The following is a 24,611-nucleotide window of genomic DNA, read 5'->3' as shown; positions in this document are numbered from 1 at the left end:
GAACCTGTCGAGCACCATGGCCAACCCACGGGCCAACCCACGGGCCAACCCGCGCTTCGACGCCCGGGTAGACCTCGCCCGCGCGATCGAAGCGTCCCGCGGAACCTCCTCGGATCCGGCCCTGGCGCGCCCGTCAGCGCCGGACCTGCGCGAGCACGGCGCCGGTATAGGTCTCCGCCACCTCGCAGAAGGCCAGACCCTCGCCCGTGGAGAGCACCGCCTCCACGGCGAAGAGCGGTTCGTCGGCGGCCGGGACGGCCTCGCGCCCCGGGCTCCAGAGCATGCGCAGGGACAGGTTGCGCCGGGTCGGCGCCAGGGGCCGGACGACCCGGCCGAAGGGCGTCTGCGTCCCGTCGAGCATCGCGTTCATCGCCGGGGTGAGGCGGCCCGGCACGTACCAGTTGTCGGCCTCCGAGAGGACGTAGGGGCCGCAGGTCAGCCGGACCCGGCGGTAGCGCACCGGCTCGTCCGGCCCGACCGAAAGGCGCGCCCGCTGCTCCGGCGAGGGCGCCTTGTCGATGCCGGGCACCCGCACGGCGACGATGCGCGGGTCGTCGGCGAGGCCGCGCTCGGCGCACCAGGCCTCCAGCACCGCGGTGGCGCTGTGGGCGGCGAGCAGCCTTGCGCTCAGGGTCTCGATCAAGCGTGCGGTCTCGGGCCTGGTCCGGGGCGCCTCCGGGCTCGCCACGCCCTCGGACGCGGCCGGGAGCACGCCGAGCCAGGCGAAGACGAGGAGTGCGGAACCCGCGCATTGCGCCGCAACGATCACCCTGCGGCATACGGCAGGCACCGCGAAAGGGAAAGCGCCAGCGGCGCGGGAGCGGGTGAGCCGTCGCATCCGTCAATGTCCTCCGAGCGGCCAGATCAGGGCGATCAGGCCGGTGCCGGCCGCGATCATCAGCACGACGAGGGGCAAGCCGAGCCGGGCATAGTCGCCGAAGCGATAGCCCGCAGGCCCCATCACCAGCGAATTCGAGGGATTGCCGACCGGCGTGAGGAAATCGCAGGTCGCCCCCACCGCCACCGCCATCAGGAAGGGATCCGGGTCGAGCCCGAGCCGCGCCGCGAGGCTCGCGCCGATCGGCGCCACCACGAGCACGGTCGCGGCATTGTTGAGGAAGGGCGTGACCAGCATCGCCGTCACCATCACGAGCGCCAGGGTGGCGACCGGCGGCAGGTGCTGCACGAGGCCCTGCATCGACGCCGCGATCAGGTCGGTGCCGCCGGTGGTGCGCACCGCCTCCGCCACGGGGATCAGGGCGCCGATCAGCACGATCACCGACCAGTCGACCGTCTCGTAGGCCTCGCGCATGGTCATCACCCGCAGCACCAGCAGGGCGGTCGCCGCGGCGAAGAAGGCGATCGCCACCGGCACGAGGTCGAAGGCGACGGCCAGCATGGCGAGGCCGAGCACCGCGATCGGCAGGTATCCCCGGCGGCTATGGCCGAGGGCGATGCTGCGCTCGGCCAGCGGCAGCAGGCGCAGCTCGGCGAGGGCATGGGGCATCCGGGCATCGGGCCCGCGCAGGACGACGACGTCGCCCGCGCGAAGGCGCCGGCTGGCGAGCCGGCCGCTCAGGGCCGCGCCGCTGCGGCTGACGGCGATCAGGCCGACACCGAGAGTGCCCTCCAGATCGGCGGCCCCCGCCTTCACCCCGTCGAGGGGCGAGCCCTCGGGCACCACGGCCTCGACCACCCCCACCGGGCCGTCCACGGGGGCCGCGCCCACCAGCTCCAGCCGGGCGCGGGCGACGAGGCGCTCCAGATCCTCCGGCTCCCCTTCGAGGAGCAGGATGTCGCCGTCCCTGAGCCGCCAGTCCGGCGTCGGCACGTAGCGGCGGAAGCGCTCGCGGATCACCGTTCCGATCACGACCCCGCCCTCCGCCAGCGCCTCCAGCTCCCGGATCGTGGCGCCGACCAGGGGGGAGGCCGCGGGCAGCCGCGCCTCGGTGGTGTAGGCGGCGAGCCGCATGGCATCGGCGAGCGACCCGGCCGGGCGCCGGTCCCGCGGCAGCAGGCGGTAGGCGAGGCTCACGAAGAGGAGGAAGATCAGCCCGAGGCTCAGGCCCACGGGGGTGAAGTCGAACATCGCGAAGGGCTTGCCCACGATGTCCACGCGCACCTTGGAGAGCACCACGTTGGTGGAGGAGCCCACCAGCGTGATCAGCCCGCCGATCAGCGAGGCGAAGGCCATCGGCATCAGGAGCAGGGCCGGCGGGGTGCCGGTGCGGCGGGCGAGCTGCAGGGCGACCGGCATGAACAGGGCGAGCACGCCGACCCCCTCGGTCAGGGCCGCGAGCGCCATCACCACGGCGCAGAGCACCGGGACCTGGCTCGCCGGGGTGCGCAGATAGGGCAGGAGCGGCCGCATCGCGGTCTCGACGGCGCCGGAGCGGGAGACCGCCGCCGAGATCAGCAGCGCGCTCGCCACGATGATCACCACGTCGTCCGAGAAGCCGCTGAAGGCGTCGGCCGGCTTCACCACGCCGGTGACGAGGCCGGCGAGCAACGCGAGCAGGGCGACGAGATCGTAGGCGAGCCGCCCCGAGACGAACAGGACGATGGTGACGCCGATCACGCCGAAGGCGAGGGCCTGGTCGAGGGTCATCGGCGGGGGGCGGCCGGCACGGACGGAAGGCTCATGCGGCGGGGGCGGCGGGGACGAGGTCCCGCACCTCCTGGGCGAGATCCGACAGGCTCAGGGCGCCCTTCCGGATCACGCGGTCGGCCTGGCCGGCGAGGCGGCGGCGATCGTCGGCGCTGACATCCTTGGCGGTCAGGATCACGACCGGGATGTCGCGCCATTCGGGACGGGCGCGCAAGCCGCGCAGGAAGCCGAAGCCGTCGAGCTCGGGCATCATCAGGTCGAGCAGGATCAGGCAGGGCCGCTCCGCCTCGACCGCCTCCAGGCCGGCCTTGCCGTGCTCGGCGCAGCGCACGGCGAATCCTTCCCGGAGGAGCACCTTCTCCATGCGCTCGCGGGCCTCCGCATCGTCGTCGACGACGAGGACGGGGCCGCCCCCGCCATTGGGGCGGAAGCGGTCCATGGTCTCCTTGAGGGCGGACCACTCGATCGGCTTGTGCAGGTAGTCGGTGGCGCCCAGGGAGAAGGCGAGGTGCTGCTCGTCGAGCACGGTCACCATGATGACCGGGATCTCGGCAAGGGCCGGATCGGCCCGCAGGGCCCGCAGCACGGACCAGCCGTCCATGAGGGGCATGGTCACGTCGAGCAGGATGACCCGGGGCCTGAGCGCCCGGGCGCGCTCCAGCCCGGCCCGGCCGTCCCCGGCCGTCGAGACGGCGTAGCCGTCCCGGGCCAGGAAGCGGGCGAGCAGGTCGCGGGTCGAGGCGTCGTCGTCGATCACGAGCACATGCGGCGCCGAGGGCTCACCGTATTCGGGGGCGCTGCCCGGCTCCGCGGGGGCCTGCGCGGGGACGTCGCCCGGCCCGGCATAGCGGGCGGGCACGCGCAGGGTGAAGGTGGTGCCCTCCCCCTCCTTGCTCGCGACGCCGACCTCGCCGCCGAGCATCTGGGCGAAGGCGCGGGTGAGGGAGAGGCCGAGGCCGGTGCCGCCGAAACGGCGGGTGGTGGAGGCGTCGGCCTGGGTGAAGCGCTCGAACAGGCGCTCCACCTGGCTCTCGCTCATGCCGATGCCGGTATCGGCCACGCGCAGGACCAGCCAGGTGGTGCCGCCCTCGCGCCGGCGCTCCGCCTCCAGCCGCACCGTTCCGCCTTCCGTGAACTTCGCGGCGTTGCCGAGCAGATTGACGAGGCATTGCCGCAGCTTGGTCTGGTCGGTGTAGGCCATGCCGACGTCGCGGGCGATGGCGAGCTCGAAGGCGTTGCCCTTCTTGGCGATCAGCCCCTCGACCGAGGCCGCGACCTCGCGCAGGGCCTCGTCCACGGCGAAGGCCTCGGGGAAGACCTCCATGCGCTCGGCCTCGATCTTGGACAGGTCGAGCACGTCGTTGATCAGGCCGAGGAGGTGGCGGGCGTTCGACTCGATCTTGCGCATGTCGGCGGTGAGCTGCGGCTCGCCGAGATCCTCCAGCTCCTCCTGCAGCATCTCGGCATAGCCGATCACCGCCGAGAGGGGCGTGCGCAGCTCGTGGCTCATATTGGCGATGAACTGGCTTTTGGCCGCGTTCGCCTCCTCCGCCGCCTCCTTGGCCGCGGCGATGGCGAGGGCCGCCTCCTTCTGCTCGCTCACGTCGGCATGGGTGCCGACCCATTCGCGGATCGCGCCGTCCTCGCCGAGGATGGGCACCGCGCGGGCGAGCATGTGGCGGTAGACGCCGTCGTGCCGGCGCAGGCGGTGCGCGTTCTCGTAGAAGCCCGAGTCGGCCATGGCCTGCGCCCAGGCGGCCCGGGTCTGCTCCCGGTCGTCGGGATGCACGGCCTCGAGCCAGCCCGCCCCGGCATAGGCGGCCTCGTCCTGGCCGGTGAAGCGGGTCCAGTCGGCCTGGCGGGGGGCGAGACTGCCGTCGGGATGGGCCGACCAGACGATGGAGGCGGTCGCCTCCACGAGGGAGCGGAAGCGCTCCTCGCTGCGCCGGGTCTCGGCCTCGGCCTGGCGCCGCAGGGTCTCGTCCGAGACGACGAGGCCGACGCCCTCGATCTCCGCGCCGCCATCCTCGGCCTTCACCTGGAGGGGATAGAAGCTCATCACGAAGCGGCGCACCCCGCCCGGGGCGCTCGGCGTCGGCACGGGCACGTCGACATCGGAGGTGACGAGGCCGTGGGTCAGGGCCGCATTGAGGGGCGCGGAGAGCATCTCCTCCAGCGCCGGCACGGCCGCCCAGACCGGCCGGTCGAGGCTCGCCCCGAGGCCGCGCCCGCTCATGATCTCGAGCGTCCGGTTCATGTGCTGCAGCTTGAGGGCGCGGTCGAGGAAGCCGAGGCCCACGGGGGCGTTCTCCAGGACGCCGTCGAGGAGCGCCGACATCCGCATCCCCTCCTTGCGGCGCAGCAGCAGCAGCCCGGCGAGCAGGATCACGGCGCTCCAGGCGGCGGCCCCGGTCAGCAGCGCCAGGACGAGGCCGCGCAGGCGGTCCTTGCGCTCGATCTCGCCGATCCGGGCGGCGAGGTGCGCGCGGATCAGGCCGACCTCGGCGCGGATCGCGTCCATGATGCGCTTGCCCTCGCCGGTGCGCACGAACTCCGTGGCGGCTTCGAAGCCGGCTTCGCGGCGCAGGGCCACCGCCTTCGCGGCGAAGGCGAGCTTCTCGTCGACCAAGGTATTGAGCGTACGTCCCCCGGTCAGAGGCGAGCTCGGCGCGCCATGGGTAATCTCCCGCAACACCGCCCGACTCTTCGCGATCGCTTCCCGCGCGCCTTCGTAGGGGCCGAGATAGTTCTCGCCGCCCACGATCACGAAGCCGCGCTCCCCCGTCTCCAGGTCCTTGATCGCGGAGAACAGGCGCTCGACCTCGATCAGCACCTCGTTGGCCTGCCGCACCCGCTCGCGGCTCGATTCTCCGACGAGGTAATTCCAGCCCGCCGCGAGCAGGGCGAGGATCATCAGGCCGAAGGCGAGCGGCGAGTTGACGAAGGCCGCCGGAACCCGCGACTGCCGCCGGAAGCGGCGGCGCAGGGCTGCGATCGGGGCGGGCATCGACGGGACCTCCAGCGCAATCCGACGCTCGAGCCTTCTAAGCCGCCAGATGGCGGGGAATATATCCGCGCCGGCTGTCGTGGACAGGCGCCGGCACCGCGCTCAGGTCTCGACGAGACCGGCGCTCGACCCGGACGCGCTCGAATCCCCGGCGCCGTGGGGCATGGCGAGATACTCGGTCGAGCGCATCTCGATCAGGCGCGAGACCGTGCGGTCAAACTCGAAGGCTTCCCGGCCCTCCTTGGCCGTGTAGAGCTCCTGCGCCTCGGCCTGCGCCGAGGCCACGAGCTTCACATGCGCGTCGTAGAGCGTGTCGACGAGGGTGATGAAGCGCTTGGCCTCGTTGCGGTTGGCCTCCCCCATCACCGGGATGCCGGCGAGGATCACCGTGTGGAAGGCCCCGGCGATCGCCATGTAGTCCGAGGCGCCGAGCGGCTTGGCGCAGAGATCGGCGAAGCCGAAGCGGGCAACGCCGGCCGCCTCCTCCGGCACCGCGACCTCGCGGCCCTTCACCTTGAGGGTGGTGGGATTGCCCCTGGTCCGGCCAGTGAGCGCCTTGAAGGCCTTGTCGAGGGCCGCCTCGGCCGCCGCATCCGCCGGCACGTGGTAGACGGAGGCGCCGCCGAGCTTCTCCAGCCGGAAATCCGTGCGCGAATCGAGCCGCACGATCTCGACGCGGCTCTTCAGCTCCTTGACGAAGGGCAGGAACAGCGCCCGGTTGAGGCCGCCCTCGTAAAGCCGGTCGGGCTCGACGTTGGAGGTCGCAACCACGGTGACCCCGTGCTTGAACAGGGCCCCGAACAGGCGGCCGAGGATCATCGCGTCGGCGATGTCGGTCACCGTGAATTCGTCGAAGCAGAGCAGGCTCGCCTCCGCCGCCATGGCCTCGGCGACGGGCGGGATCGGGTCGTCGCCCTTCACCTCGCCGCGCTTGAGCGCCTGCCGGTGAGCGTGGATGCGCTCATGCGCATCCGCCAGGAAGCCGTGGAAATGAACGCGCCGCTTCCGCCCGGGAGCGACCTCGCAGAACAGGTCCATCAGCATGGTCTTGCCGCGGCCGACCGAGCCCCAGATGTACAGCCCCTTCGGCGGCCCTGCGTCGTCGTCCTTGCGCCCGAACAGCCAGCCCAGGGCACCGCCCTTCTTCGCTCGACGGCGGCGTTCCAGATCCTGCACCAGCCGGTCGAGAACCTGGATCAGGCGGATCTGCGCCGGATCGCGCTCGATGCTGCCCGCAGCGACGAGGGCATCGTATCGCTCGCGCACCGGACCGGGAGAGACGGCGCCGGCACGGGCGTGGTCGGAGGGGACGTGCGTGTTGGAGGGCATCCGGCCGATCGTTCGGGTGAGGCGGGCGCCCGTCCGTCGAGCGGGCCCGGGAAGCCGCGGAAGCGTTTCCCGGGGATCTGCTTGCCGTCCCTGGCCCTCCCGATCAAGCCGGCGAAGGCTCGCACTACCGACATCGGCGTCGATCTGGTTCTTCCCGCTGCCGAGGCTGCGCGGCTCCGAGGCTCCGAGGCTTCGCTTCAGCGGACCGCGACAGCCGGAGAGGCTCACTTCGAGAGACGGACGCCCTTCAAGGCGTGCTCGAACATCGCGTTCAAAGAGGCCGTGATATCTTCCGGCGTATTGGCTGTATAGAAGTAATCCGGTGAGGCACAGGCGCGAAGCGGGTTAGAAAGGGTCGGGCTAATTTTATTGACCTTCCCATTTTCTTCCGAAATATACCCATGATTTGGTTTATAATTTATCGTAATATATGGTATATATAATATCGATACTATGATGCCAGACCTCTTTAGATCATCGCAATATCTTGGATCGATCGCTGCAGGCTTCGAGCCATCGAAGGAAGACGGCCCATACCATTTGAACTCAGAGGGATTTCCGGCGTAGGCGTATCTACCGTTCTTGACAGTCGAATAGGTCTGGTAATTCTGCATGCCGTCGGTAATGAGAAACACGAAGGGTTTGGAGTTCTTCGAACTCGTGCCGTCGCCGATGGTTTTGATGGTCTGCCGCATCCGCGGCAGCGCGTTTTCGAAATGCGTTCCGCCACTTCCGGTGCCGGTGCCGGGATCGCCGTTGGTGTAGAACTGCGTCGTGCCGGTATCCAGGAGTTTGGTGAAGGCCAGGGGCCACGAACTGGTACAATCGGCAGCCGCCTTCAGGGCATTGAGTGAGGCCGAAGTGTCGTTCAATGGCACGAGTGTCACCAAGTCATTGATGAACGGGTAGATCCCGATCCGATATTGGTTGGGGACGACCTGGACCGAGGCCCGCTTGAGAAGCGCACAGACGGCATTGTTCACGGCATCCGAGCGCAGCTGAATCTTGCCGGCTGCCAGGTTCCAGCCGTTCGTGTTGACGAAATGACAGGCGAACTGACACCCCTGTTGGTAATCGAACCACATGTCGTGGTTGTCGCGGCCCAAAGCCTGCATGCCAGGCTCGGTCGACGGAAGTCCCATCGATCCCGACACATCGACCATCAAATAGAAATCAAGGTAGCTCGCCAGATCTGCCTTCGCGACGATCGTATTTCCGAGTGGCGTCGTCGGATGCATAAACAGCTTGCCGAACGTATTCTGGACGGTCGCGGTATAGGTGAGCGTAACCGTCAAAGTTTGGCCGTTGCGCTGCAGTTGAGGCGGCACGAGGGACACCGCTGTGAGCGGCACCTCGCCGGCGTTGATGTTGAACACCTTGATGGCTTGGTTCTGGCCAGCGATCAGAGCGGCGTCGATGACACCGGGTTGGTTCGCGTTTGCGGCGACATAGGCCTTTGCCGTCACGACAGCGGAAAGCGCCGCGGCATCCGCCGCATTGTCGAGCCGCGTCTTGTTCGTCACCGCCATGCCGTACTCGATGCCCAGGCCGATGAAGCCGAGAATGGGGATCATGGCGAGGGCAGCCAAGACGGTGAGACTGCCCGTGGTCTCACCGGCCAGGGCCTTGGCCCAGGCGTTGAGCCGGCGCGCACGGATCAATAACCGGGGCATGTCACAGCGATCCCATCACTGTTGGTCGTGTCGTAGCTGACGAGCGCGGCGTAGCGAGGCTGGACATAGGCCGAGCGGGCGATCCGGATGGCCGGCAGGAACCGCGCCCCGAAGGTCGGCCTGAAGGTGAACACGACGTCGATCACCACCAGCGACAGAGGGCCGAAGGCGGAGCGCGGAAGGGCGGCGCGGTTCGGCGGCGCCTTGTCGTCCATCGCCCGCTGCGAGGTGCTGCAAGGCCGGAAATTGGGTCCGTCGGACGGCTGGGGGCTGCCGCTGCTCGTCCAGACCACCTTGGCCTCGTAGCAGGTGCTCGCATCGGCGGCGCCTTGGATTTTGCTCTTGCAGGAGGCGTCTTTCGGCTTGAACTCAATGCTCGCGAAATTGATTGAAATGTTATCCTGCCATTTTACGCCCCTAATCCGGGCATCCGCCATGACGTATGGGAATAGAACCAGCGTTGAATCGTAGCTGAATCGAAGATCTGTCGAATTTACTTTTGCAATTGAGCCATTGATCGGCGGAGGCAATTGCGAAACCATCTGGCTGACCGAGTACGCCACCAGATCGACCTTGCGAGTGGCATCGATATACGTGATCAACTGCGCACCACAGAACAGGATGAACAGCAACGTCGGCAGAAGCAGAACGAACTCGGTTGCGGCGATCCCGCTATCGGCGAAGCGGAAACAGCGTCCGTGACGGCGAAAGCGCGCGCTGACGGCCCGGATCCGATCCGCAAGACAGAGGCCGCAGTTCCCCTCGGACGCAGCGAGGGTCGGCTTTCGGGAGAGCGGGGCTGGCATCAGTATTGTTCGACGCGAAAGGCCGCCGCCGATATGGCCAGATACGCAGGCTTGCCGTTGTAGGTCACACCGCCGCTCAGCCAGGATGAAATGATGCGAGGCAGGAAGGCAACGGGATAGATGACCTGCAAGTACTGATAATCGCCGCGTTTTCCGATATTGAACGGCCCTGATCCCACAGACAAATCGGCCAGTGCCAGACCACTCAGATCCGGCTTGACATAGGCATAGTATCCGCTCGGCTTGGACGCCTTGGTCACGACGTAGAGGTTGACGATCACGTCGTTGCATTTGATCGGAGCTAGAAGATTTTCGCAGAGGATCTGCTTGAAGCCCTCCGGCGTCGGCGTCGTCGATTGAGACTGGAAGCTACCGGTCAAGATCTGCCGGGCGGCATGGGCGGTCGCATTGTTGAGCGCCTGGTTGACGTACAGAACCAGAGCCGTGCTCATGATGAGCATGATCGCAAGAATGAACATCGCCCCCACGAGAGCGAACTCGACCGTGGTTGAGCCCTCGGCACCCTCACTATATTTCGACGCCTGCCGCATAATATAACAATATCATGCGGCATTTAAACAAAAGTGAATCTAACCGCCTAAAGCACGTCGCCCTGTATTGATATCAAGGCAGCAATCCAAGTTGTTTACAACTAGTGATATTCATGAGGCCGGCGGGCGACGCAGGCACCAATTTGATGCGCGGATAGTGGGAACTGGCAAAAGCCGCGCCCAAGCGTGGGGTGACGTGGCCGGCGAGACGCCCCTCAGCGATCGGGCGTCCCGTGAGGCAGGCTCAGGGCTTTTCGCCCGGCCAGGCTACGATGCGCTCGACGAGCTCGTCCTCCGAGAACTCTTCCTCATTGCCGGCCACACGCCCGCGCACCGAGATGCCGGCCTCGTGCACGCTCGCCTTGCGGCCCGTCAGCAGCGGGTGCCAGTTCGGCAGGTCGTGCCCGTCGCGCACGAGGCGGTAGGCGCAGGTCGGCGGCAGCCAAGGGATGCTGCGCACGGCTTCCGGCGTCAGCCGAACACAATCGGGCACGCGCTTGGACCGGTTGCGGTAGTCGCGGCAGCGGCAGGCATGGGTGTCGAGCAGCGTGCAGCCGATATCGGTGTGGTGGATCTCGCCGGTATCGTCGTCCTCAAGCTTCAGGAGGCAGCAGCGGCCGCAGCCGTCGCACAGGCTCTCCCACTCGGTCGGCGACATCTCCTCGAGGCTCTTCACGCGCCAGAACGGCTCGGCCGGGCGGTCCCGCATCGGGCGCACCCCTCTCTTTCACGCATCATGTGTCGGATCGTCGCCTCTCCTGCCGGAAGGCGGCCGCGGAGGCAAGCGGAGCCGCGCCGGGAAGCGCCTCCGAGAGGTTCAAACGGGCTCGCAACGGCCTCCGGCCATCCGGCCGCCCTATTCCGGCGTCAAGGTTAAGGAAACATTCCGGTCGCCCGGCCGCTCCCACCGGCGCGCCCGCGCGTTGGTTACGCAACCGTGAATCTCGCGCGGCGGCGTGAGACTTGGTAGGCAGGGCATTCAGCGCGGATCGGCGCCCGCTCCCGCGAGGGACGGCAGGGCGCGGATCGGCCGGGTCGCCCGAAGGACGAGACACTCAGACCGTGCGCCTGCCCAGCCTCGCCTCGCTCAGAACCCGGATCAGCCGCGCGGCGCTGGCTTTCGACGCCTTCGTCAATGCGAGTCTCTACGACAGCGGCCGCTCGACCTCGGAGGCCTACGAGCGCTTTCAGGAACGGATGAACGTCTTCTCCGTGCGCGGCTGGAAGCGCGTCGCCCTCGACCTGACGAGCGAGGCGACGACCCTGGGCGCGGTGGGGGCGCTCGGCGTGCTGATCCTGGCCCAATCCGCCTTCCAGCTCACCAGCGACAACTGGCTGAAGGCCCAGGACCTCGCCGTGACCTTCCTCGATCGCTACGGCACCGAGGTCGGGCGGCGGGGCATCAAGCACGACGACTCGCTCAAGCTCGACGACTTCCCCGACCTGATGATCAAGGCGCTCCTTTCGACCGAGGACCGGCGCTTCTACGATCATTGGGGCATCGACCCGATCGGCACGGCCCGGGCGCTGGTCTCGAATTCCCGCGGCAAGGGCAACGTGCAGGGCGGCTCAACCATCACGCAGCAGCTCGCCAAGAACCTGTTCCTCACCAACGAGCGCTCCCTCGAGCGCAAGATCAACGAGGCGTTCCTGGCCTTCTGGCTCGAGAGCCACCTGACCAAGAACCAGATCCTGAAGCTCTATCTCGACCGCGCCTATATGGGCGGCGGCACCTTCGGCGCGGTGGCGGCGGCCGACTATTATTTCGGCAAGCCCCTGCAGAACATCACCCTCGCCGAAGCCGCGATGCTCGCCGGCCTGTTCAAGGCGCCGACCAAGTACTCGCCCAACGTGAACCTGCCCGCCGCCCGCGCCCGGGCGGTCGACGTGCTGCACAACATGGTCGAGGCGGGCTTCGTCACCGAGGGTCAGATCCAGACCGCCCTGCGCAACCCGGCGACGCCCGTGACCCGGGCCAAGGACATCACCGCCGACTACTATCTCGACTGGGCCTTCGGGCAGGTGAAGGCGCTGGCCGACGCGGGCAAGCTGCGCAACGACCGCGTGCTCACGGTGAAGACCCCCCTCGACCTCTCGATCCAGCGCAGCGCCGACCAGGCGATCGAGGGTATGCTGCGCCGCTACGGCGACCAGTACGACGTCGACGAATCCGCCATGGTGGTGATGGATCCGGACGGGGCCGTGCGGGCCATGGTCGGGGGCGCCGATTACGGCGAGAGCCAGTTCAACCGCGCCACCGACGCCCTGCGCCAGCCGGGCTCCTCCTTCAAGCCCTATGTCTACGCGGCGGCGCTCGCCTCCGGCCAGTTCAAGCCGGACACCCCGGTGGTGGATTCGCCGGTCTGCGTCGGCAATTGGTGCCCGCAGAATTACGGCCGCTCCTATTCCGGCCGGCAGCCGATGTGGCTCGCCGTGGCGAAGTCGATCAACACGATCCCGATCAAGATCTCGATCGCGCTGGGCAAGGGCATGGGCATCACCCACGAGTGGAACGCCGCCAAGGCGGGCCGGGCCAAGATCATCCAGACCGCCAAGGCCATGGGCGTGACCACGCCGATCACCGACACGCCCTCCCTGCCGATCGGCTCGACGGAGGTGACGGTGATGGACCAGGCCTCGGGCTTCGCGGTCTTCGCCAATGGCGGCAAGCGGGCCAAACCCTACGCGACCGTGGAGGTGCGCAATTCCAGCGGCGAGGTGATCTACCGCCACGCCGACGAACCGGCCGAGCAGGTGCTCTCGACCCAGGTGACGGCCGACATGAACTACATGCTCAACAAGGTCGTCGAGGAGGGCACCGCCCGCAAGGCGCAGCTCGAGAACACCAAGGTGGCGGGCAAGACCGGCACCACCAACGGCTACCGCGACGCCTGGTTCGTGGGCTACACGGGCAATTACGTGGGCGCCGTCTGGTTCGGCAACGACGACCACAGCCCGACCAACAAGATGACCGGGGGCTCCCTGCCGGCGATGACGTGGCACGAGGTGATGGCCCCCGCCCACCAGGGCATCGAGCTGAAGCCGATCCCCGGCCTCAACGAGCGCAAGGGCAGCAATCAGGTCGCCCAGGCGCTGACGGGCGCCGAGGCACCGGTGAACCCGGCCGCGAGCGCGGCGGGCCGGCTGTCGCGGCGCTCCTTCGAGGTGCTGACCAGCCTCAATGGTCTGTTCCGGGCGGTCGAGAGCAAGCCGGCCGCGCAGAAGGCCGATCCCGCCCGCTCCGGCGCGCTCCGGCCGGACCGGAAGGGCGGCTCCGGCCTCGTGGACGTGGCCGAGCGCACCCGCTCCGCCGGCTTCGGGACGCCTTGAGCGATCCGGTTGGGCAGATCATGCTGACGGAGACTCCCGACCTCGCCCGCACGGGCCCGGCCCGGCCGCGCGCGACGGCACGCCTCGGCCGGCTGCGCCGTGTCCTCGGGGGCTGGCTGCGCAGGGCCTCCGTGGTGGCGCTGACGCTCTACGCCCTGGCGCTCGGCGCCGCCCTCGGCCTGCTGAGCGCCGATTACGCGACCCGAGGCGGCTACCCGTTCGGCGGCGTGCGGATCGGCCCCTGGGTGGCCTGGCCGCGTACCGGCGCGATGGATGCCGACCCCTATGCCCGCGCGGTGAATGCCCGCCGCGGCGAGATCGCCCTCGCCGTCGGCGAAGGCATGCTGGTGACGGCCGCCCTGGACGACGAGGGCCGCACCCTCGACGCCGCCTGCACCTACACGGTCGGCGGCGCCACCCCGCCGGCCCGGGCCTGGACCCTGACCATCGCCGGGCGCGGCACCCCGGAGCCGGGGGCGCCGGCTCTGCGCGAGGGCTTCACCTCCACGGAGATCCTGCGGGCGCGCGACGGCAGCTTCGGCATCGTGATCGCCCCCGACGTGCAGCCCGGCAACTGGCTGCCGATGCCGCGGCCGCGGGGGCCGGTGCGGCTAGCCCTGCGCCTCTACGACACCCCGGTCGCGGCGAGCGTCGGCAGCCTCGACCGCGACAGCCTGCCCGCCATCACCCGCATGGGCTGCGCCTCATGAGCCCGCGCAACCGCTTCCTGCTCGCCACCGCCTGCGGCCTCGTGCTGGCGGGCATGGTCCACATCGCGACGGTGCTCTCGATCCCGCGCTTCGCCGAGGGCGACGCCTTCTCCCATGCCCGGGCGAGCGAGAGCCTGGACCATCCCCTGGCCGTGCACACGCTCGCCACCGGCGAGAACCCGGGCCCGGCCGAATCCTGGCTCCCGATCCCCGACCCGGCAGTGGCGGTCGGCGTCTGCGCCTACGACCTCGATGACGGGCCGATGCGGGTCTCGGCCAAGACCGGGGCGCTGACCCTGTCTCTCGCCGTGCATGGCCGCCGCGGCGCCTTCTACGCGGTCACCGACCAGGCGGCGGTGAAGGGCGCCCTCGACCTCGTGGTGATGACCCGGGCGCAATACGACGAGGCGCTGGCCAGCGACGACGAGAGCGAACCGAGCCGCGACGTGCGCATCGTCGCCAGCGACCGCGAGGGCTTCGTGGTGGTGCGGGTGATGGCCGGGCTGCCGAGCCAGCGCGCCATGGCCAACGAGGCGGTGCAGGCGGTCTCCTGCTCCATCGACAGCCCCGACGAACCGACCGACGCCGACGCGGCGCAGGGCCGGTAAGTCTCAGGCCGGGGCCGTCCCGCGGGGCAGCGGGCGGCTGACGAAGCGCGAGCCGGCGAGCAGGAAGCGCCAGGGCGTCTCGACGCCGCGGCTGATGCCGATGCGGGGGCCCACCGCCACGGGCACGTCCTCCGCCCGAGGCCGCAGGGTAAAGGGCGCCCGGTCGAGAGGAAGGCCGTCTTGGGCGCGGTCGACGCCGAGCGCCTGGCAGAGGCGGCCGGGGCCGGCGCAGAGCAGCCGGGGCGCGTCGAGTCCGCGGCGGGCGCGCATCGTGGGCAGGCCGGCGGTCGGCTCGATCGCCCGCAGGAGCACGGCGCTGCCCGGCTCGCAGACGAGATTCAGGCACCAGTGCAGGCCGTAGGAACGATAGACATAGGCGTGGCCGGGGGGCCCGAACATGCTGGCATTGCGCGGCGTCGGGCCGCCGAAGCTGTGCGAGGCGGGGTCCGTCCGGTCATAGGCCTCGGTCTCGACGATCAGGCCGCCGACGCCGTCGACGAAGAAACCGCAGCCGATCAGCTCCGACGCCACGGCAGCGACGGGCCGCGCGAAGAAGCCCGCCTCCATCAGGTCTCGCGGGCGGGAAGGAGGGAGGCCCGGGCCCGCGCCCGGCCCTCCGGCCCGAGGTCGAGGGCGAGCTGCACCGCCTCCTCCACGAAGGCCTGGGGCGAGAGGCCGGCGCGCTTGGCGGCGCGGGACACCTCCAGCCCGAGGCCGAGTCCGATCCGCACCTCGGTGGTGCGCGGGGGCGCCGCGGGGGTAGACTCGGCGGCGACAGGCGCAGGCGCCTGAACCGGAGCAGGTGCATCCGAGGGCGCCCCGGTCGGGCGCTCCAGGGCCTCGCGGCGTCCCTGGGCGGCCAGCCGATCGGCCCGCTCGTTGCCCACCTCGCCGGCATGGCCACGCACCCAGGTCCAGCGCACGTCCCGGGCCGAGGCGAGGGCGTCGAGGCGCTCCATCAGATCGCGATTCTTCACCGGGCCGGTGGCGGTGCGCCAACCCTTGCGCTTCCAGCCCTTCATCCATTCGGTGACCGACTTCACCACATATTGGCTGTCGCAGCGCATCTCGATGGCCGCGCCTTCGGGGAAGTGCTCCAGCGCGCTGATCGCCGCCGTCAGCTCCATGCGGTTGTTGGTGGTCGCGCGCTCGCCGCCATGCAGCTCGACCGTGCCGGTCGGATGCTGGATGACGACGCCCCAGCCACCGGGACCCGGATTGGGGTCGCAGCCGCCGTCGGCGTAGACGATGGTTCGCATGGAGGAGTCCGGTTCCGCTGTCTGAGGGTCGGCTCAATACTTGGCGACGACCGGCGGGGCCAGGGCTGCCTGGGGCGGCTCGAGGATTTCGAGGCCGCAGCGCGCCGCCGCCTCGGGCGGCAGCAGGGGGGCGAGCAGCGCCCGGCGCGACTCGAGGAAGCCGATCGCCTGCTCGGTCACCGCCGCGTCCCGGCCGGGCATCTCCACGGCGAGATGCTCCAGGGCGTAGCGGTACTGCGCCACGCGCTGCCCGAGCTCCAGGCGCACCCAGGCGATCAGGCAGCGATTCTCGGCGACCCGCATGGCGGCGTTACGCACGTCGAAATCGTCCAGGGTCCTGGCGAAGGGCAGGCTGCGCAGGCGGAAGGCATCCGCCTCGATCACCCGGGCGGCGGTGGCCACGAAGACGGGGATCAGCCGGCCGTCGGCCCCCGCATCCTCGGAGAGCCGCCGATAGCGGGAGACGGGAGAACGGAAGGATTCGGAGAGGAGGCCGTCATGATAGGCGGCGACGTTGGGTTCGCGCCAGTTCGGCGGCAGCACCCGCGTGCGGGTCAGGTTGGCGAGCACGTCCTCGAAAGCGGCGTGCCCCTGGGCGGGCATGAGGAAGCGCCAGGCTCGGTCCCGCAGAACGCGCTCGTCGTCGGTCAGAGGAAAGGCGGAGGCCGGCTCCTCGCGCTCGCGGGCGGCCAGGGTGCCCGTGGTCTCGACGAGGTCGTTCCAGGCGCTCTTGGCCGGGCGGCCGAAATCGCCCTGCTGCGCGCAGGCCACCAGGCAGAGTGGCGCGAGCAGGATCAGGCGGGATGCGCGCTCGAAGGGGCTCACGACCACTTGCGGAGGCGCTGGGCCGCTTCGTCGTCGGCGAGGCGCTCGTAGCGCACGCCGGTGAAGAGCAGGATCGCGCCGCGCGGGCCTTCGGCCTCGTCCCGCCGGAACCGGCGGATCGCGGCGGCGGGGAAGGGCACGACGTTGGTCGTGGGCCTCGCGGGGACCGGCGCCTTGCGGCGGGGTTTGATCGAAGGAGTCATGGCCTTACGTCCCGTCGCGTTCGGGTCTGACGGTCTGGTCGTCCTGCGCCGCTCCGGCACCGGAGGAAACTGAGGGGTACCTCAGCACGGCATGGTTAACGGATGGTTTCCGCGGCCGTCGCGGCGCGGCCCGGTCCTTGCATCGTGGTTTTCGCCCACGGCGGGCGTTTCCTCCCTTGAACTGCGACCCCGCTCGCTTCGCGCGAGCGGGTTTTTTCGTTTGGCGCAGCCCATCGGACGCGGTGCGACGACGGGAAGGTGTTGCCGCCGCGCGACCCTCCGCCCGGGAGCTTTCGGGGCTCACCTGTGTTTGGCTTGCTAACTCGGCGGAGCGCCCGATATGCGGTGCCTGCCCTCTCAACCCAGCGAAGGACATCCCAGGATGGGTCTGGACACCTCACGATTCGGGAGCGTGGCGGGAACCACGGCGCTGCGCCTGGCCCGAGGCTTCAAGGCCGCCGCGCTGATCGGGACGCCGATGGCGGTCCTGGTGCTCGCCGGCCCGGCCCAGGCGCAGCGCGAGGATCAGGGTCTTCAGCTCGGCTGCGCCAACGACTATTTCCGCCTCTGCGCAGGCGTCGACCCGAACAGCAACGATGCGGACCGCTGCATGCAGCGCAACCGCAACCGGCTCTCGCCGGAATGCCGCTCCGCGATCAGCGACTACGATCGCCGCACCGGCAACAGGAGCGGGATGACCAAGCCGGACGACGACTGAGCGCGTCTTCGGACTCCCCATCGCGGGCGTTTCGTGAGAGGCACTGAACCACCGGGACGCCGGTCCCGCCGGTTCGTGGCCGAGAGGGGGCCACAGGACTTCAAAGGACGACCATGCCGCTCACCGTCGCGGTCCAGATGGATCCGATCCAGGCGATCCGCATCGCCGGCGACACCACCTTCGCGCTCATGCTGGAAGCTCAGGCGCGGGGGCACCGACTGCTCTACTACACGCCGGACCGGCTCTCGATGCAGGGCCGGCGCGTCACGGCCCGGGTCGAGCCGGTGACCGTGCAGGACGTGGAGGGCGCGCATGCCACCCTCGGCGGGATCGAGCGCATCGACCTGTCGGAGGCGGACGTGGTGCTGATGCGCCAGGATCCGCCCTTCGACATGGCCTATGTCACGGCCACGCACATGCTGGAGAAGATCCACCCCGGGACGCTGGTGGTGAACAACCCGGCCGAGGTGCGCAACGCGCCGGAAAAGCTCTTCGTCCTCGACTTCCCCGAGCTGATGCCGCCGACGCTGATCTCCCGCGACAAGGCGGAGATCGAGGCCTTCCGCCGCGAGCACGGCACGGTGGCGATGAAGCCCCTGCACGGACATGGCGGGGCGGCGGTGTTCCGGGTCTCGGAGGAGGACCCGAATTTCGGCTCGATGTTCGACCTCTTCGCCGCCACCTTCCGCGAGGCCTGGGTGGTCCAGCGCTTCCTGGAGCGGATCACCGAGGGCGACAAGCGCATCATCCTCGTCGACGGCGAGCCGATGGGCGCGATTAACCGCGTGCCGGCCAAGAACGACATCCGCTCCAACATGGTGCGGGGCGGGGCCGCCGCCGCCTCCGACCTGACCGACCGGGAGCGCGAGATCTGCGCGACGATCGGGCCGGAGCTGCGGCGCCGGGGCCTGATCCTCGTCGGCATCGACGTGATCGACGGGCATCTCACCGAGATCAACGTCACCTCGCCGACCGGCATCCGGGCGATCAAGCGCCTCGGCGGCCCGGATCTCGCGGTGTCGGTCTGGGACGCGATCGAGGGGCGGCTCGGCCGCAGCTGAGGCCGGCTCAGCGCTCCGCCCGGGGCGTGACGTCGAGCTCCGCCCAGTCGAACTCCTCCTCCAGCACGTAATAGGCGTCGTCGCCGATCCGGCCCTCCCGGCGCAGGGCAAGGATGCGGTCGCGGGCGGCGGAGACGGCTTTTCGGCGGGCCTCGTCCGCCGGCAGGGCCTCCGGCGCGTGGCCGGCCTCGTGCGCCGCCGCCTGTTTCAGGGCGAGGGCGAATTCCCGGCGCAGGGCCGCGGCGGCCTGCGACTCGTCCTGCTTCAGCCGGTCGAGGGCGGCCTGGTAGGCCTGGGCGCGGCCCCAGCCGACCTCGTGGCCGACGGGATCCGTGTCTTCGAGGCGCAGGCGGGCGATGAGGGGGCGCAGGGTGAGGCCCTGCAGCACCAGGGTGCCGAGCACCGTGCAGAAGGCGGTGAAGACCAGGAGGTCGCGGTGAGGGAAGCCCTCCGGCAAAGCGAGCGCCGCCGCGACCGTCACCAGGCCGCGCATCCCCGCCCACGACACCGCGAAGCCGGCTCCGAGGCCGAGGCCCTTCGGCTTCGGAGCCGCTTCGGCGGCCGCCTCGAAGCCGATGCCGCGCAGCCCGCTCGCCGGAAGCACCCAGGCGATGCGCACCAGAATCACCGTGAGCACCACCAGCCCGGCGAAGAGATTGTGCGAGACGGCGTGGTCGTCGCGCAGGCGTTCGAGGATCGGCCCGATCTGGTTGCCGATGAGCACGAAGGCGAGGACGTTGAGCACGAAGATCGCCGTGTCCCAGACGGCGTAGGACAGGATGCGGGCGCGCGGCGCGGTCTGGCCCGGGGAGAAGCGCGAGACCGTGATCGCGTAGCTGACCACGGTGAGCACGCCGGAGAGCTCCAGCTTCTCCGCGGCGATCCAGATGCCGAAGGCCGCCACGAATTGCAGGACGATGGTGCTCGCCGCGTCGTCGAACCAGCGGATCAGCCGGAGGGAGACCAAAGCGAGCAGCGGCCCGACCACGAGGCTGCCGAGCACGCCGACGAGGAAGGTCGGGGCCACCTCGGAGGGCTCGACATGCCCGGTCACCGCCGCGGCGACGCCGAGCCGGTAGATCAGCAGCGCGCTCGCGTCGTTGAGCAGGCTCTCGCCGCGCAGGATGGTGATGAGGCGGTGGGGCAGCGGCATGGCCTGGGCCGTGCCGGGGGCGAGCACCGAGAGGGCGGCGACCGCGTCCGGCGGGGCGACGATGGCCCCGAGCACGATCGCGGCGGCGAGCGGCATGTCCGGCACCAGCACCTTGGCCACCACCGCGACGGCGAGGGTGGTCGCCGCGACCGCGCCGAGGGCGAGCCCGGCGATGGGCCGCCAGCAGCGCAGGAGATCCCGCAGGGAGGTGTCGTAGCCCGCATCGAGCAGGACCGGCGCCAGGAAGAGGGCGAGCGCCAGGCCGGGATCCAGGGTCAGGTTCGGCACCCCGGGCAGGAAGGCGATGCCGACCCCGCCCAGCGCCAGGAAGGCGGGAAAGGGCGCGCCGATCCGCCGGGCCAGGGCGGCGAGCACCACCGCCCCGGTGAGGACGCCGACGATCCAGTCGAACAGAAGCATGGGCCCGGAGCAACGCGACGCGGTCAGGCAAGCGGAACCCCCAGCGGGGCCGGCGGTATCCCCACCCGGCCGATCGGTCGCGGCGCGAAGCGAGCGCCCGCGCCTTGCCTGCCCAGCCCGGAGGGCGTTCCGGCGCCCCGCGCAGGCCGGCGCATCAGGCGGCCGGGCCGGCCGCGCCCCTTCGCCCGCTCGGCATCCTCGTCAACCCGCGTCGCCCGCTACAGGGTCTCGAAGCGCGGGACGCTGGAGCGGGGCGTGACCACCCGGCGGGATTGCAGGGCGGGGTCCAGGCCGCTGCGCATCACGCCGCGCAGCTCGTCCAGGCCGAAATCGGCGACATTGGCCGAGAGGTCGGCCTGTACCCGCGCGAGCAGGGTCTCGTCGCTGGCGCCATGGACCATGGCGTCGATCAGCACGTCGGCATAGGCCCGGCTCGTCTGCCCGTCACAGCCAAGTTTTCGGACAGCAAAGTTCGCGAGCGCCTGGATTCCGAGACGGCGATTCAGGAAACGCCGCTCCTCCTCCAAAGCAAATTTCAGTTCTTCGGCACGTTCTCTCTCTTCGAACGATCTGAGCATCGTTTCCCTCCTGGGCGATCCGGGGGATGCGAGGGGTCGAAGCATTGAGAATGCCGCCGAATGCTGCGGATACCAAGGGAATTCGGCGATGGGATTTGAGGGCTTTCGCTTCCCGGCCCGGTGTTCCTCAAGGCGGCCTCATTGCGAGGCGGAGGCGGTATCCAGCGCGCTTCCCTCAACCGTTCGGCGGCCGGAACTTCTGCACGAAGCCTACGATGTCGATCCCGGCCAGATACAGGATGACGGCAAAGGCGATGAGGAGGATGGTGTAGACCGCGTTGGCGATCACGGAGGTGCCGATGGCCTTTGCCGTCGTGCCGCGCAGAGCTTCTTCCCGGATCGCAGGCGTCGCCTCGGCCACGGCGACATTGCCGAAAACCGCGAGTGAACTGTCCGCCCGTTCCTGCAGGCCCTCCAGGAGGGAATCCGTCCAGGTTGTCGCGTAGGCATCCAGCTCCGCCTGGGTCGGCTTGCGCTGCTCCTTTTCCCAGATCGCCTGCGCCCACTCGCGCTTGGCCACCTTGTAGAGCCCGTAGGCGAGCAGACCGCGGATATTCTCCTTGGCGTTCGGAGCCGGCGCGAGGCGGTCGAAGATCGGATTGTAATGGGGCTGCTTGGGGTCAGCGCCGCTTGCCATCGGGCCTCTTCGCCTCCGGGACCCTCACATCACGGAGCGCCGCGTTGGCCGATCGGACGGCCTTTTCGAAAACACCGCGATCCATCGTGCTCGCCTTGCCGAGGCCCGGCACCGTCACGGTCTTGAAGATGCCGGTGTCGCTGTTCCGGCCGAGGGCGCGGCCGGCAAACACGCCATCCGCCTTCTTTGAACCGAACATCATGATTCTCCTGGCCCACCCATCATAGAGCGTTGAGGCGACGGTTTCACCTTCTTCCGCTCTCAACCGCCTCAATTCGGGTTCGAATCGACCCACGATGCGGCTTCGCGGCCTCAAGCGTTTCGTTCGGCTCGAAAGGACGATCACAGCCTTGCGGCACACAGCCGGGTTCGACGGTCGGTCACGAGCGCGGGCGCGCCCAGCCCAGTGGGCGCCCCACAACCCCGCATTGACGAAACCGCGAGCAACGGCCAAGCTTGGTGCCGACGGTTCCCCGTTCGGGGATCAAAAGGGAACGCGGTGAGGGGTTCGCTCCGATGCCGCGGCTGCCCCCGCAACTGTGAGCGGCGAGCCTTCCGCCACCATGTCACTGGATGAGCCTCATCCGGGAAGACGGTGAGAGGGCAGCGACCCGCGAGCCAGGAGACCTGCCGTCAGCCGTGGTCACACGCGAAACGCGTCGGGCGGGGTGTCCTGACGGGTGCGAAGGCACCGCCCCTCCCCGGAGGAGGCGGAGGCCGAAGCCTCGTTCGCGGTGACGTGCCACTCGAAGACGCGCGCGCCGCCTCCGCCGATGTCCGATCCCGCAAGGTTTCCGCTCCCGCCCCGGGAGAGAGCCCGCCCGTGCCCGCGCCCCAGGCGGGGACACGGCCGCCTCGCGGATGGCGATTGTAACATTATTACATTCGCTGTAGGACCGCGGCCGGGGCACCGCCGCCCGTGCCCGGACACCCACGCTCCCATGACGATGCCTTCTCCCCGCCCCTCCGGGCGGCCCCGTTCCGCGCGCGGCCTGCCCGCCCTCGCCCTCCTGCTCTGGCCGGCCCTGCCCTGCGGGCCGGCCGCCGCACAGGAGGCGGCCAGCGTCACCCTCGACCAGCTCACCGTGACCGGCGACGGGGTGAGCCTGACCCGGGCCGCCCCGGCCGGCCTCAACCTGCGCACGCCGGATCGCGGCGGCTCCCGCCTCGGCCTGACGCCCCTGGAGACGCCGGCGAGCCTCGACGTGATCGCCGGCGAGACCGCCCGCATCCGCGGCCAGAACACGGTGACGGAGGCGGTGACGCAGAACGCCACCGGCATCACCACCATCGCCGCGCCGGGCAACGGCAACGGCGCCTTCACGAGCCGGGGCTTCGCCGGGCCGAACTCGATCCAGCAGCTCTATGACGGCACCCGGCTCTTCGTCGGCGCCGGCACCGTCACCTTCCCCTTCGACACCTGGAACGTCGAGCGCATCGAGGTGCTGCGCGGCCCGGCCTCCGTGCTCTACGGCGACGGGGCGATCGGCGGCGTGGTCAACGTGGTCAGCAAGCAGCCGGTCTTCACGCCGATCGGCGCGGCGCGGGCCGCCCTCGGCTCGGACGGGACGGCGCGGCTCGCCCTCGACACCGGTGGCCCCCTCGGCGAGCAGGTCGCCTACCGCCTCAACGTGAGCGGCAACCGCGCGGATGGCTGGATGAATCCGGACGGCGATTTCCGCAACCTCGCGGTCTCGGGCGCCCTGACCCTGCAGGCGACGCCGGACCTCGCCGTCACCCTCTCCCACGACCTCGGCTACCAGGAGCCGATGCGCTACTGGGGCAGCCCGCTCATCGACGGGCGCGTGCCGGACCGGATCCGCTTCAACAACTACAATGTCCGCGACGCCAAGGTCACCTGGCTCGACAACTGGACGCAGCTGAAGGCGGAATGGACACCGAGCGCGGACATCACGCTCCGCAACACCGCCTACCGGCTGCAGAGCCGGCGCCACTGGCTCGACGTGGAGCAATACAGCTTCAACCGCGCCACCGGGCGGATCGACCGCCGCGACTACCTGGAGATCTACCACTCCCAGGAGCAGATCGGGAACCGCTTCGACGCCGCCTTCAAGGGCGCGCTGTTCGGGATGCGCAACGAGTTCCTGGCGGGCTTCGACGTCAACACGATCCGCTTCCGCCACACCAACAACTTCTATTTCGACGCGTCCGACAGCGTGCCGGTCTCGGGCTACGATCCCGGCCTGTTCCCGCAGGACGGCCGGGCGCGCCCGGCCTATGCGACGCGGACCTTCCAGGCCTCGGTCTTCGCCGAGAACCGGCTGATCGTGACCGACCAGTTCGCGCTGCTCTCCGGCCTGCGCTACGACGCGCCGTATCTGGAGCGCACCAACCTCGCCACCGGCGCCGTCTTCGCGCGCGACTTCAGCGCGCTCAGCTACCGCTTCGGCGGCGTCTACAACCCGGCGCCGGACCTCGCCCTCTACGCGCAATACGCCACCGCGACCGACCCGGTGAACAGCCTGATCTCCCTCAGCCAGAGCGACGCGAATTTCGACCTCTCCACCGGGCAGCAGGTCGAGATCGGCGTGAAGGGCCTGAGCTTCGGCGGCACCCTCGAATGGACGCTCGCCGGCTACCGCATCGTCAAGGACAAGCTGATCTCGGCGCTGCCGGGCACCTCGACCCAGCAGGTGCAGGTCGGCCGGCAATCCTCCCAGGGCGTCGAGGCGGCGGTCTCCCTCCGCCTGCCCGAGGGCTGGCGCATCGACGCCAACCTCGCCCTGCTCCACGCCCAGTACGACGACTTCACCCAGGTGGTGAACAACGTGCTGGTCAGCTATGCCGGCAAGCAGCCCCTGGACGTGCCGGAGCGGGTCGGCAATCTCTGGCTCAACTGGGCCTTCGCCCCGGGCTGGGAGGCGCGGCTCGGGGTGCAGTATGTCGGGCGCACCTTCAGCGATTTCGGCAACACCGCGCCGCGGCCGGCCTATGCCCTGCTCAATGCCGGGCTCGACCATCAGGTGACCCCGAATTCCGTGCTCTCCCTGCGGGCCTACAACCTCCTCGACGAGGTCTACGCCATCGCCGGCAACGCGGTGGACGGGGTCGGCACCAACTGGCTGCTCGGGCGCCCGCGCTCCTTCGAGGTCGCCTACAGCGTGACGTGGTGAG

Annotated in this window: 22 protein-coding genes and 1 riboswitch; of the genes, 6 read left to right on the top strand and 16 right to left on the bottom strand. The window is 69.7% G+C overall.

The features are described 5' to 3' along the window. Positions 1-133 precede the first annotated feature (133 nt). The 8 genes from MFF21_RS21205 to MFF21_RS21170 all read right to left on the bottom strand — a co-directional run bounded on the left by MFF21_RS21205 (position 134) and on the right by MFF21_RS21170 (position 10,683). A complete protein-coding gene (locus MFF21_RS21205) occupies positions 134-766 on the bottom strand; it encodes a hypothetical protein (protein WP_373325074.1) in 633 nt (210 codons plus the stop codon). A 75-nt stretch (positions 767-841) separates the two neighbouring features. Next, on the bottom strand, positions 842-2,608 hold the full coding sequence (locus tag MFF21_RS21200) for an SLC13 family permease (RefSeq protein ID WP_238313756.1): 1,767 nt from the start codon (positions 2,606-2,608) through the stop codon (positions 842-844). A gap of 31 nt (positions 2,609-2,639) precedes the next feature. Next, on the bottom strand, positions 2,640-5,615 hold the full coding sequence (locus MFF21_RS21195; protein WP_238313754.1) for a response regulator: 2,976 nt from the start codon (positions 5,613-5,615) through the stop codon (positions 2,640-2,642). 102 nt (positions 5,616-5,717) lie between these two features. Further along, a complete protein-coding gene (gene zapE / locus MFF21_RS21190; protein ID WP_238313752.1) occupies positions 5,718-6,944 on the bottom strand; it encodes a cell division protein ZapE in 1,227 nt (408 codons plus the stop codon). A gap of 224 nt (positions 6,945-7,168) precedes the next feature. After that, positions 7,169-8,617 carry a pilus assembly protein TadG-related protein gene (locus tag MFF21_RS21185; RefSeq protein WP_238313750.1) on the bottom strand — a complete coding sequence of 483 codons (1,449 nt, stop codon included), beginning with the start codon at positions 8,615-8,617 and terminating at the stop codon, positions 7,169-7,171. Beyond that, positions 8,602-9,423: a pilus assembly protein gene (locus MFF21_RS21180; RefSeq protein ID WP_238313748.1), complete on the bottom strand. Its 822-nt coding sequence runs from the start codon at positions 9,421-9,423 to the stop codon at positions 8,602-8,604. Before MFF21_RS21180 ends, MFF21_RS21185 begins: the two co-directional genes overlap by 16 nt. Next, positions 9,423-9,974: a TadE family protein gene (locus MFF21_RS21175; protein WP_238313746.1), complete on the bottom strand. Its 552-nt coding sequence runs from the start codon at positions 9,972-9,974 to the stop codon at positions 9,423-9,425. The genes MFF21_RS21180 and MFF21_RS21175 overlap by 1 nt, the downstream gene beginning before the upstream one ends. 244 nt (positions 9,975-10,218) lie before the next feature. Then, positions 10,219-10,683, bottom strand: a complete 465-nt coding sequence (locus MFF21_RS21170) for a YcgN family cysteine cluster protein (protein ID WP_238313744.1) — start codon at positions 10,681-10,683, stop codon at positions 10,219-10,221. A 353-nt stretch (positions 10,684-11,036) separates the two neighbouring features. Between MFF21_RS21170 and MFF21_RS21165 the strand changes: the two genes are divergently transcribed. From MFF21_RS21165 to MFF21_RS21155, 3 genes are read left to right on the top strand one after another with little or no spacing between them, the layout of a single operon-like run. Further along, positions 11,037-13,304 carry a transglycosylase domain-containing protein gene (locus MFF21_RS21165; RefSeq protein WP_238313742.1) on the top strand — a complete coding sequence of 756 codons (2,268 nt, stop codon included), beginning with the start codon at positions 11,037-11,039 and terminating at the stop codon, positions 13,302-13,304. Positions 13,305-13,324: 20 nt separating this feature from the next. Continuing rightward, a complete protein-coding gene (locus MFF21_RS21160; RefSeq protein ID WP_373325073.1) occupies positions 13,325-14,014 on the top strand; it encodes a DUF1214 domain-containing protein in 690 nt (229 codons plus the stop codon). After that, positions 14,011-14,622, top strand: coding sequence for a DUF1254 domain-containing protein (locus MFF21_RS21155; RefSeq protein ID WP_238313738.1), 612 nt, complete (start codon positions 14,011-14,013; stop codon positions 14,620-14,622). The genes MFF21_RS21160 and MFF21_RS21155 overlap by 4 nt, the downstream gene beginning before the upstream one ends. Positions 14,623-14,625: 3 nt before the next feature. Here MFF21_RS21155 and MFF21_RS21150 read toward each other — a convergent pair whose 3' ends face one another. From MFF21_RS21150 to MFF21_RS21135, 4 genes are read right to left on the bottom strand one after another with little or no spacing between them, the layout of a single operon-like run. Beyond that, entirely contained in the window at positions 14,626-15,189 is a 564-nt protein-coding gene (locus tag MFF21_RS21150; protein WP_238313736.1) for a DNA-3-methyladenine glycosylase, read from the bottom strand. Continuing rightward, positions 15,189-15,881, bottom strand: a complete 693-nt coding sequence (gene rnhA / locus MFF21_RS21145; RefSeq protein WP_238313734.1) for a ribonuclease HI — start codon at positions 15,879-15,881, stop codon at positions 15,189-15,191. The genes MFF21_RS21150 and rnhA overlap by 1 nt, the downstream gene beginning before the upstream one ends. A 33-nt stretch (positions 15,882-15,914) precedes the next feature. Further along, on the bottom strand, positions 15,915-16,706 hold the full coding sequence (locus MFF21_RS21140) for a hypothetical protein (protein WP_238313732.1): 792 nt from the start codon (positions 16,704-16,706) through the stop codon (positions 15,915-15,917). After that, the gene (locus tag MFF21_RS21135) at positions 16,703-16,909 is read right to left on the bottom strand and encodes a hypothetical protein (RefSeq protein ID WP_238313730.1); all 207 of its coding nucleotides are present in this window, start codon (positions 16,907-16,909) and stop codon (positions 16,703-16,705) included. The genes MFF21_RS21140 and MFF21_RS21135 overlap by 4 nt, the downstream gene beginning before the upstream one ends. A gap of 382 nt (positions 16,910-17,291) precedes the next feature. On the opposite strand from MFF21_RS21135, the gene MFF21_RS21130 reads away from it, so the two are divergent. Continuing rightward, positions 17,292-17,627, top strand: coding sequence for a hypothetical protein (locus tag MFF21_RS21130; protein WP_373325072.1), 336 nt, complete (start codon positions 17,292-17,294; stop codon positions 17,625-17,627). A gap of 113 nt (positions 17,628-17,740) precedes the next feature. Continuing rightward, on the top strand, positions 17,741-18,688 hold the full coding sequence (gshB, locus tag MFF21_RS21125; protein ID WP_238313728.1) for a glutathione synthase: 948 nt from the start codon (positions 17,741-17,743) through the stop codon (positions 18,686-18,688). 7 nt (positions 18,689-18,695) lie between these two features. Here gshB and MFF21_RS21120 read toward each other — a convergent pair whose 3' ends face one another. The 4 genes from MFF21_RS21120 to MFF21_RS21105 all read right to left on the bottom strand — a co-directional run bounded on the left by MFF21_RS21120 (position 18,696) and on the right by MFF21_RS21105 (position 21,771). Then, complete coding sequence (locus MFF21_RS21120) at positions 18,696-20,261, bottom strand: cation:proton antiporter (protein WP_238313727.1); 1,566 nt, start codon at positions 20,259-20,261, stop codon at positions 18,696-18,698. A gap of 218 nt (positions 20,262-20,479) precedes the next feature. Continuing rightward, positions 20,480-20,839 carry an ATPase inhibitor subunit zeta gene (locus tag MFF21_RS21115; protein ID WP_238313725.1) on the bottom strand — a complete coding sequence of 120 codons (360 nt, stop codon included), beginning with the start codon at positions 20,837-20,839 and terminating at the stop codon, positions 20,480-20,482. A 175-nt stretch (positions 20,840-21,014) separates the two neighbouring features. Beyond that, positions 21,015-21,476: a hypothetical protein gene (locus MFF21_RS21110; RefSeq protein WP_238313724.1), complete on the bottom strand. Its 462-nt coding sequence runs from the start codon at positions 21,474-21,476 to the stop codon at positions 21,015-21,017. After that, the gene (locus MFF21_RS21105) at positions 21,460-21,771 is read right to left on the bottom strand and encodes a hypothetical protein (protein ID WP_238313723.1); all 312 of its coding nucleotides are present in this window, start codon (positions 21,769-21,771) and stop codon (positions 21,460-21,462) included. The genes MFF21_RS21110 and MFF21_RS21105 overlap by 17 nt, the downstream gene beginning before the upstream one ends. A 154-nt stretch (positions 21,772-21,925) precedes the next feature. Continuing rightward, a riboswitch (cobalamin riboswitch) is annotated at positions 21,926-22,125 on the top strand. 292 nt (positions 22,126-22,417) lie between these two features. Here MFF21_RS21105 and MFF21_RS21100 point away from each other — a divergent pair. Next, on the top strand, positions 22,418-24,610 hold the full coding sequence (locus MFF21_RS21100) for a TonB-dependent receptor (RefSeq protein ID WP_373325071.1): 2,193 nt from the start codon (positions 22,418-22,420) through the stop codon (positions 24,608-24,610). The last annotated feature ends 1 nt before the right edge of the window (position 24,611 follow it).

Origin of the sequence: Methylobacterium organophilum (assembly GCF_022179465.1) — a bacterium.
GTDB classification, from domain to species: Bacteria; Pseudomonadota; Alphaproteobacteria; order Rhizobiales; family Beijerinckiaceae; genus Methylobacterium; species Methylobacterium organophilum.
This window is presented reverse-complemented; position numbering and strand designations above follow the sequence as displayed.

Coding starts and splice junctions, on each gene's coding strand:
- gshB (WP_238313728.1), top strand. CDS start 17,741: ATGCCGCTCACCGTCGCGGTCCAGATGGATCCGATCCAGGCGATCCGC.
- MFF21_RS21115 (WP_238313725.1), bottom strand. CDS start 20,839: ATGCTCAGATCGTTCGAAGAGAGAGAACGTGCCGAAGAACTGAAATTT.
- MFF21_RS21160 (WP_373325073.1), top strand. CDS start 13,325: ATGCTGACGGAGACTCCCGACCTCGCCCGCACGGGCCCGGCCCGGCCG.
- MFF21_RS21175 (WP_238313746.1), bottom strand. CDS start 9,974: ATGCGGCAGGCGTCGAAATATAGTGAGGGTGCCGAGGGCTCAACCACG.
- MFF21_RS21185 (WP_238313750.1), bottom strand. CDS start 8,617: ATGCCCCGGTTATTGATCCGTGCGCGCCGGCTCAACGCCTGGGCCAAG.
- zapE (WP_238313752.1), bottom strand. CDS start 6,944: ATGCCCTCCAACACGCACGTCCCCTCCGACCACGCCCGTGCCGGCGCC.
- MFF21_RS21200 (WP_238313756.1), bottom strand. CDS start 2,608: ATGACCCTCGACCAGGCCCTCGCCTTCGGCGTGATCGGCGTCACCATC.
- MFF21_RS21100 (WP_373325071.1), top strand. CDS start 22,418: ATGACGATGCCTTCTCCCCGCCCCTCCGGGCGGCCCCGTTCCGCGCGC.
- MFF21_RS21130 (WP_373325072.1), top strand. CDS start 17,292: ATGGGTCTGGACACCTCACGATTCGGGAGCGTGGCGGGAACCACGGCG.
- MFF21_RS21180 (WP_238313748.1), bottom strand. CDS start 9,423: ATGCCAGCCCCGCTCTCCCGAAAGCCGACCCTCGCTGCGTCCGAGGGG.
- MFF21_RS21135 (WP_238313730.1), bottom strand. CDS start 16,909: ATGACTCCTTCGATCAAACCCCGCCGCAAGGCGCCGGTCCCCGCGAGG.
- MFF21_RS21155 (WP_238313738.1), top strand. CDS start 14,011: ATGAGCCCGCGCAACCGCTTCCTGCTCGCCACCGCCTGCGGCCTCGTG.
- MFF21_RS21170 (WP_238313744.1), bottom strand. CDS start 10,683: ATGCGGGACCGCCCGGCCGAGCCGTTCTGGCGCGTGAAGAGCCTCGAG.
- MFF21_RS21110 (WP_238313724.1), bottom strand. CDS start 21,476: ATGGCAAGCGGCGCTGACCCCAAGCAGCCCCATTACAATCCGATCTTC.
- rnhA (WP_238313734.1), bottom strand. CDS start 15,881: ATGCGAACCATCGTCTACGCCGACGGCGGCTGCGACCCCAATCCGGGT.
- MFF21_RS21150 (WP_238313736.1), bottom strand. CDS start 15,189: ATGGAGGCGGGCTTCTTCGCGCGGCCCGTCGCTGCCGTGGCGTCGGAG.
- MFF21_RS21195 (WP_238313754.1), bottom strand. CDS start 5,615: ATGCCCGCCCCGATCGCAGCCCTGCGCCGCCGCTTCCGGCGGCAGTCG.
- MFF21_RS21120 (WP_238313727.1), bottom strand. CDS start 20,261: ATGCTTCTGTTCGACTGGATCGTCGGCGTCCTCACCGGGGCGGTGGTG.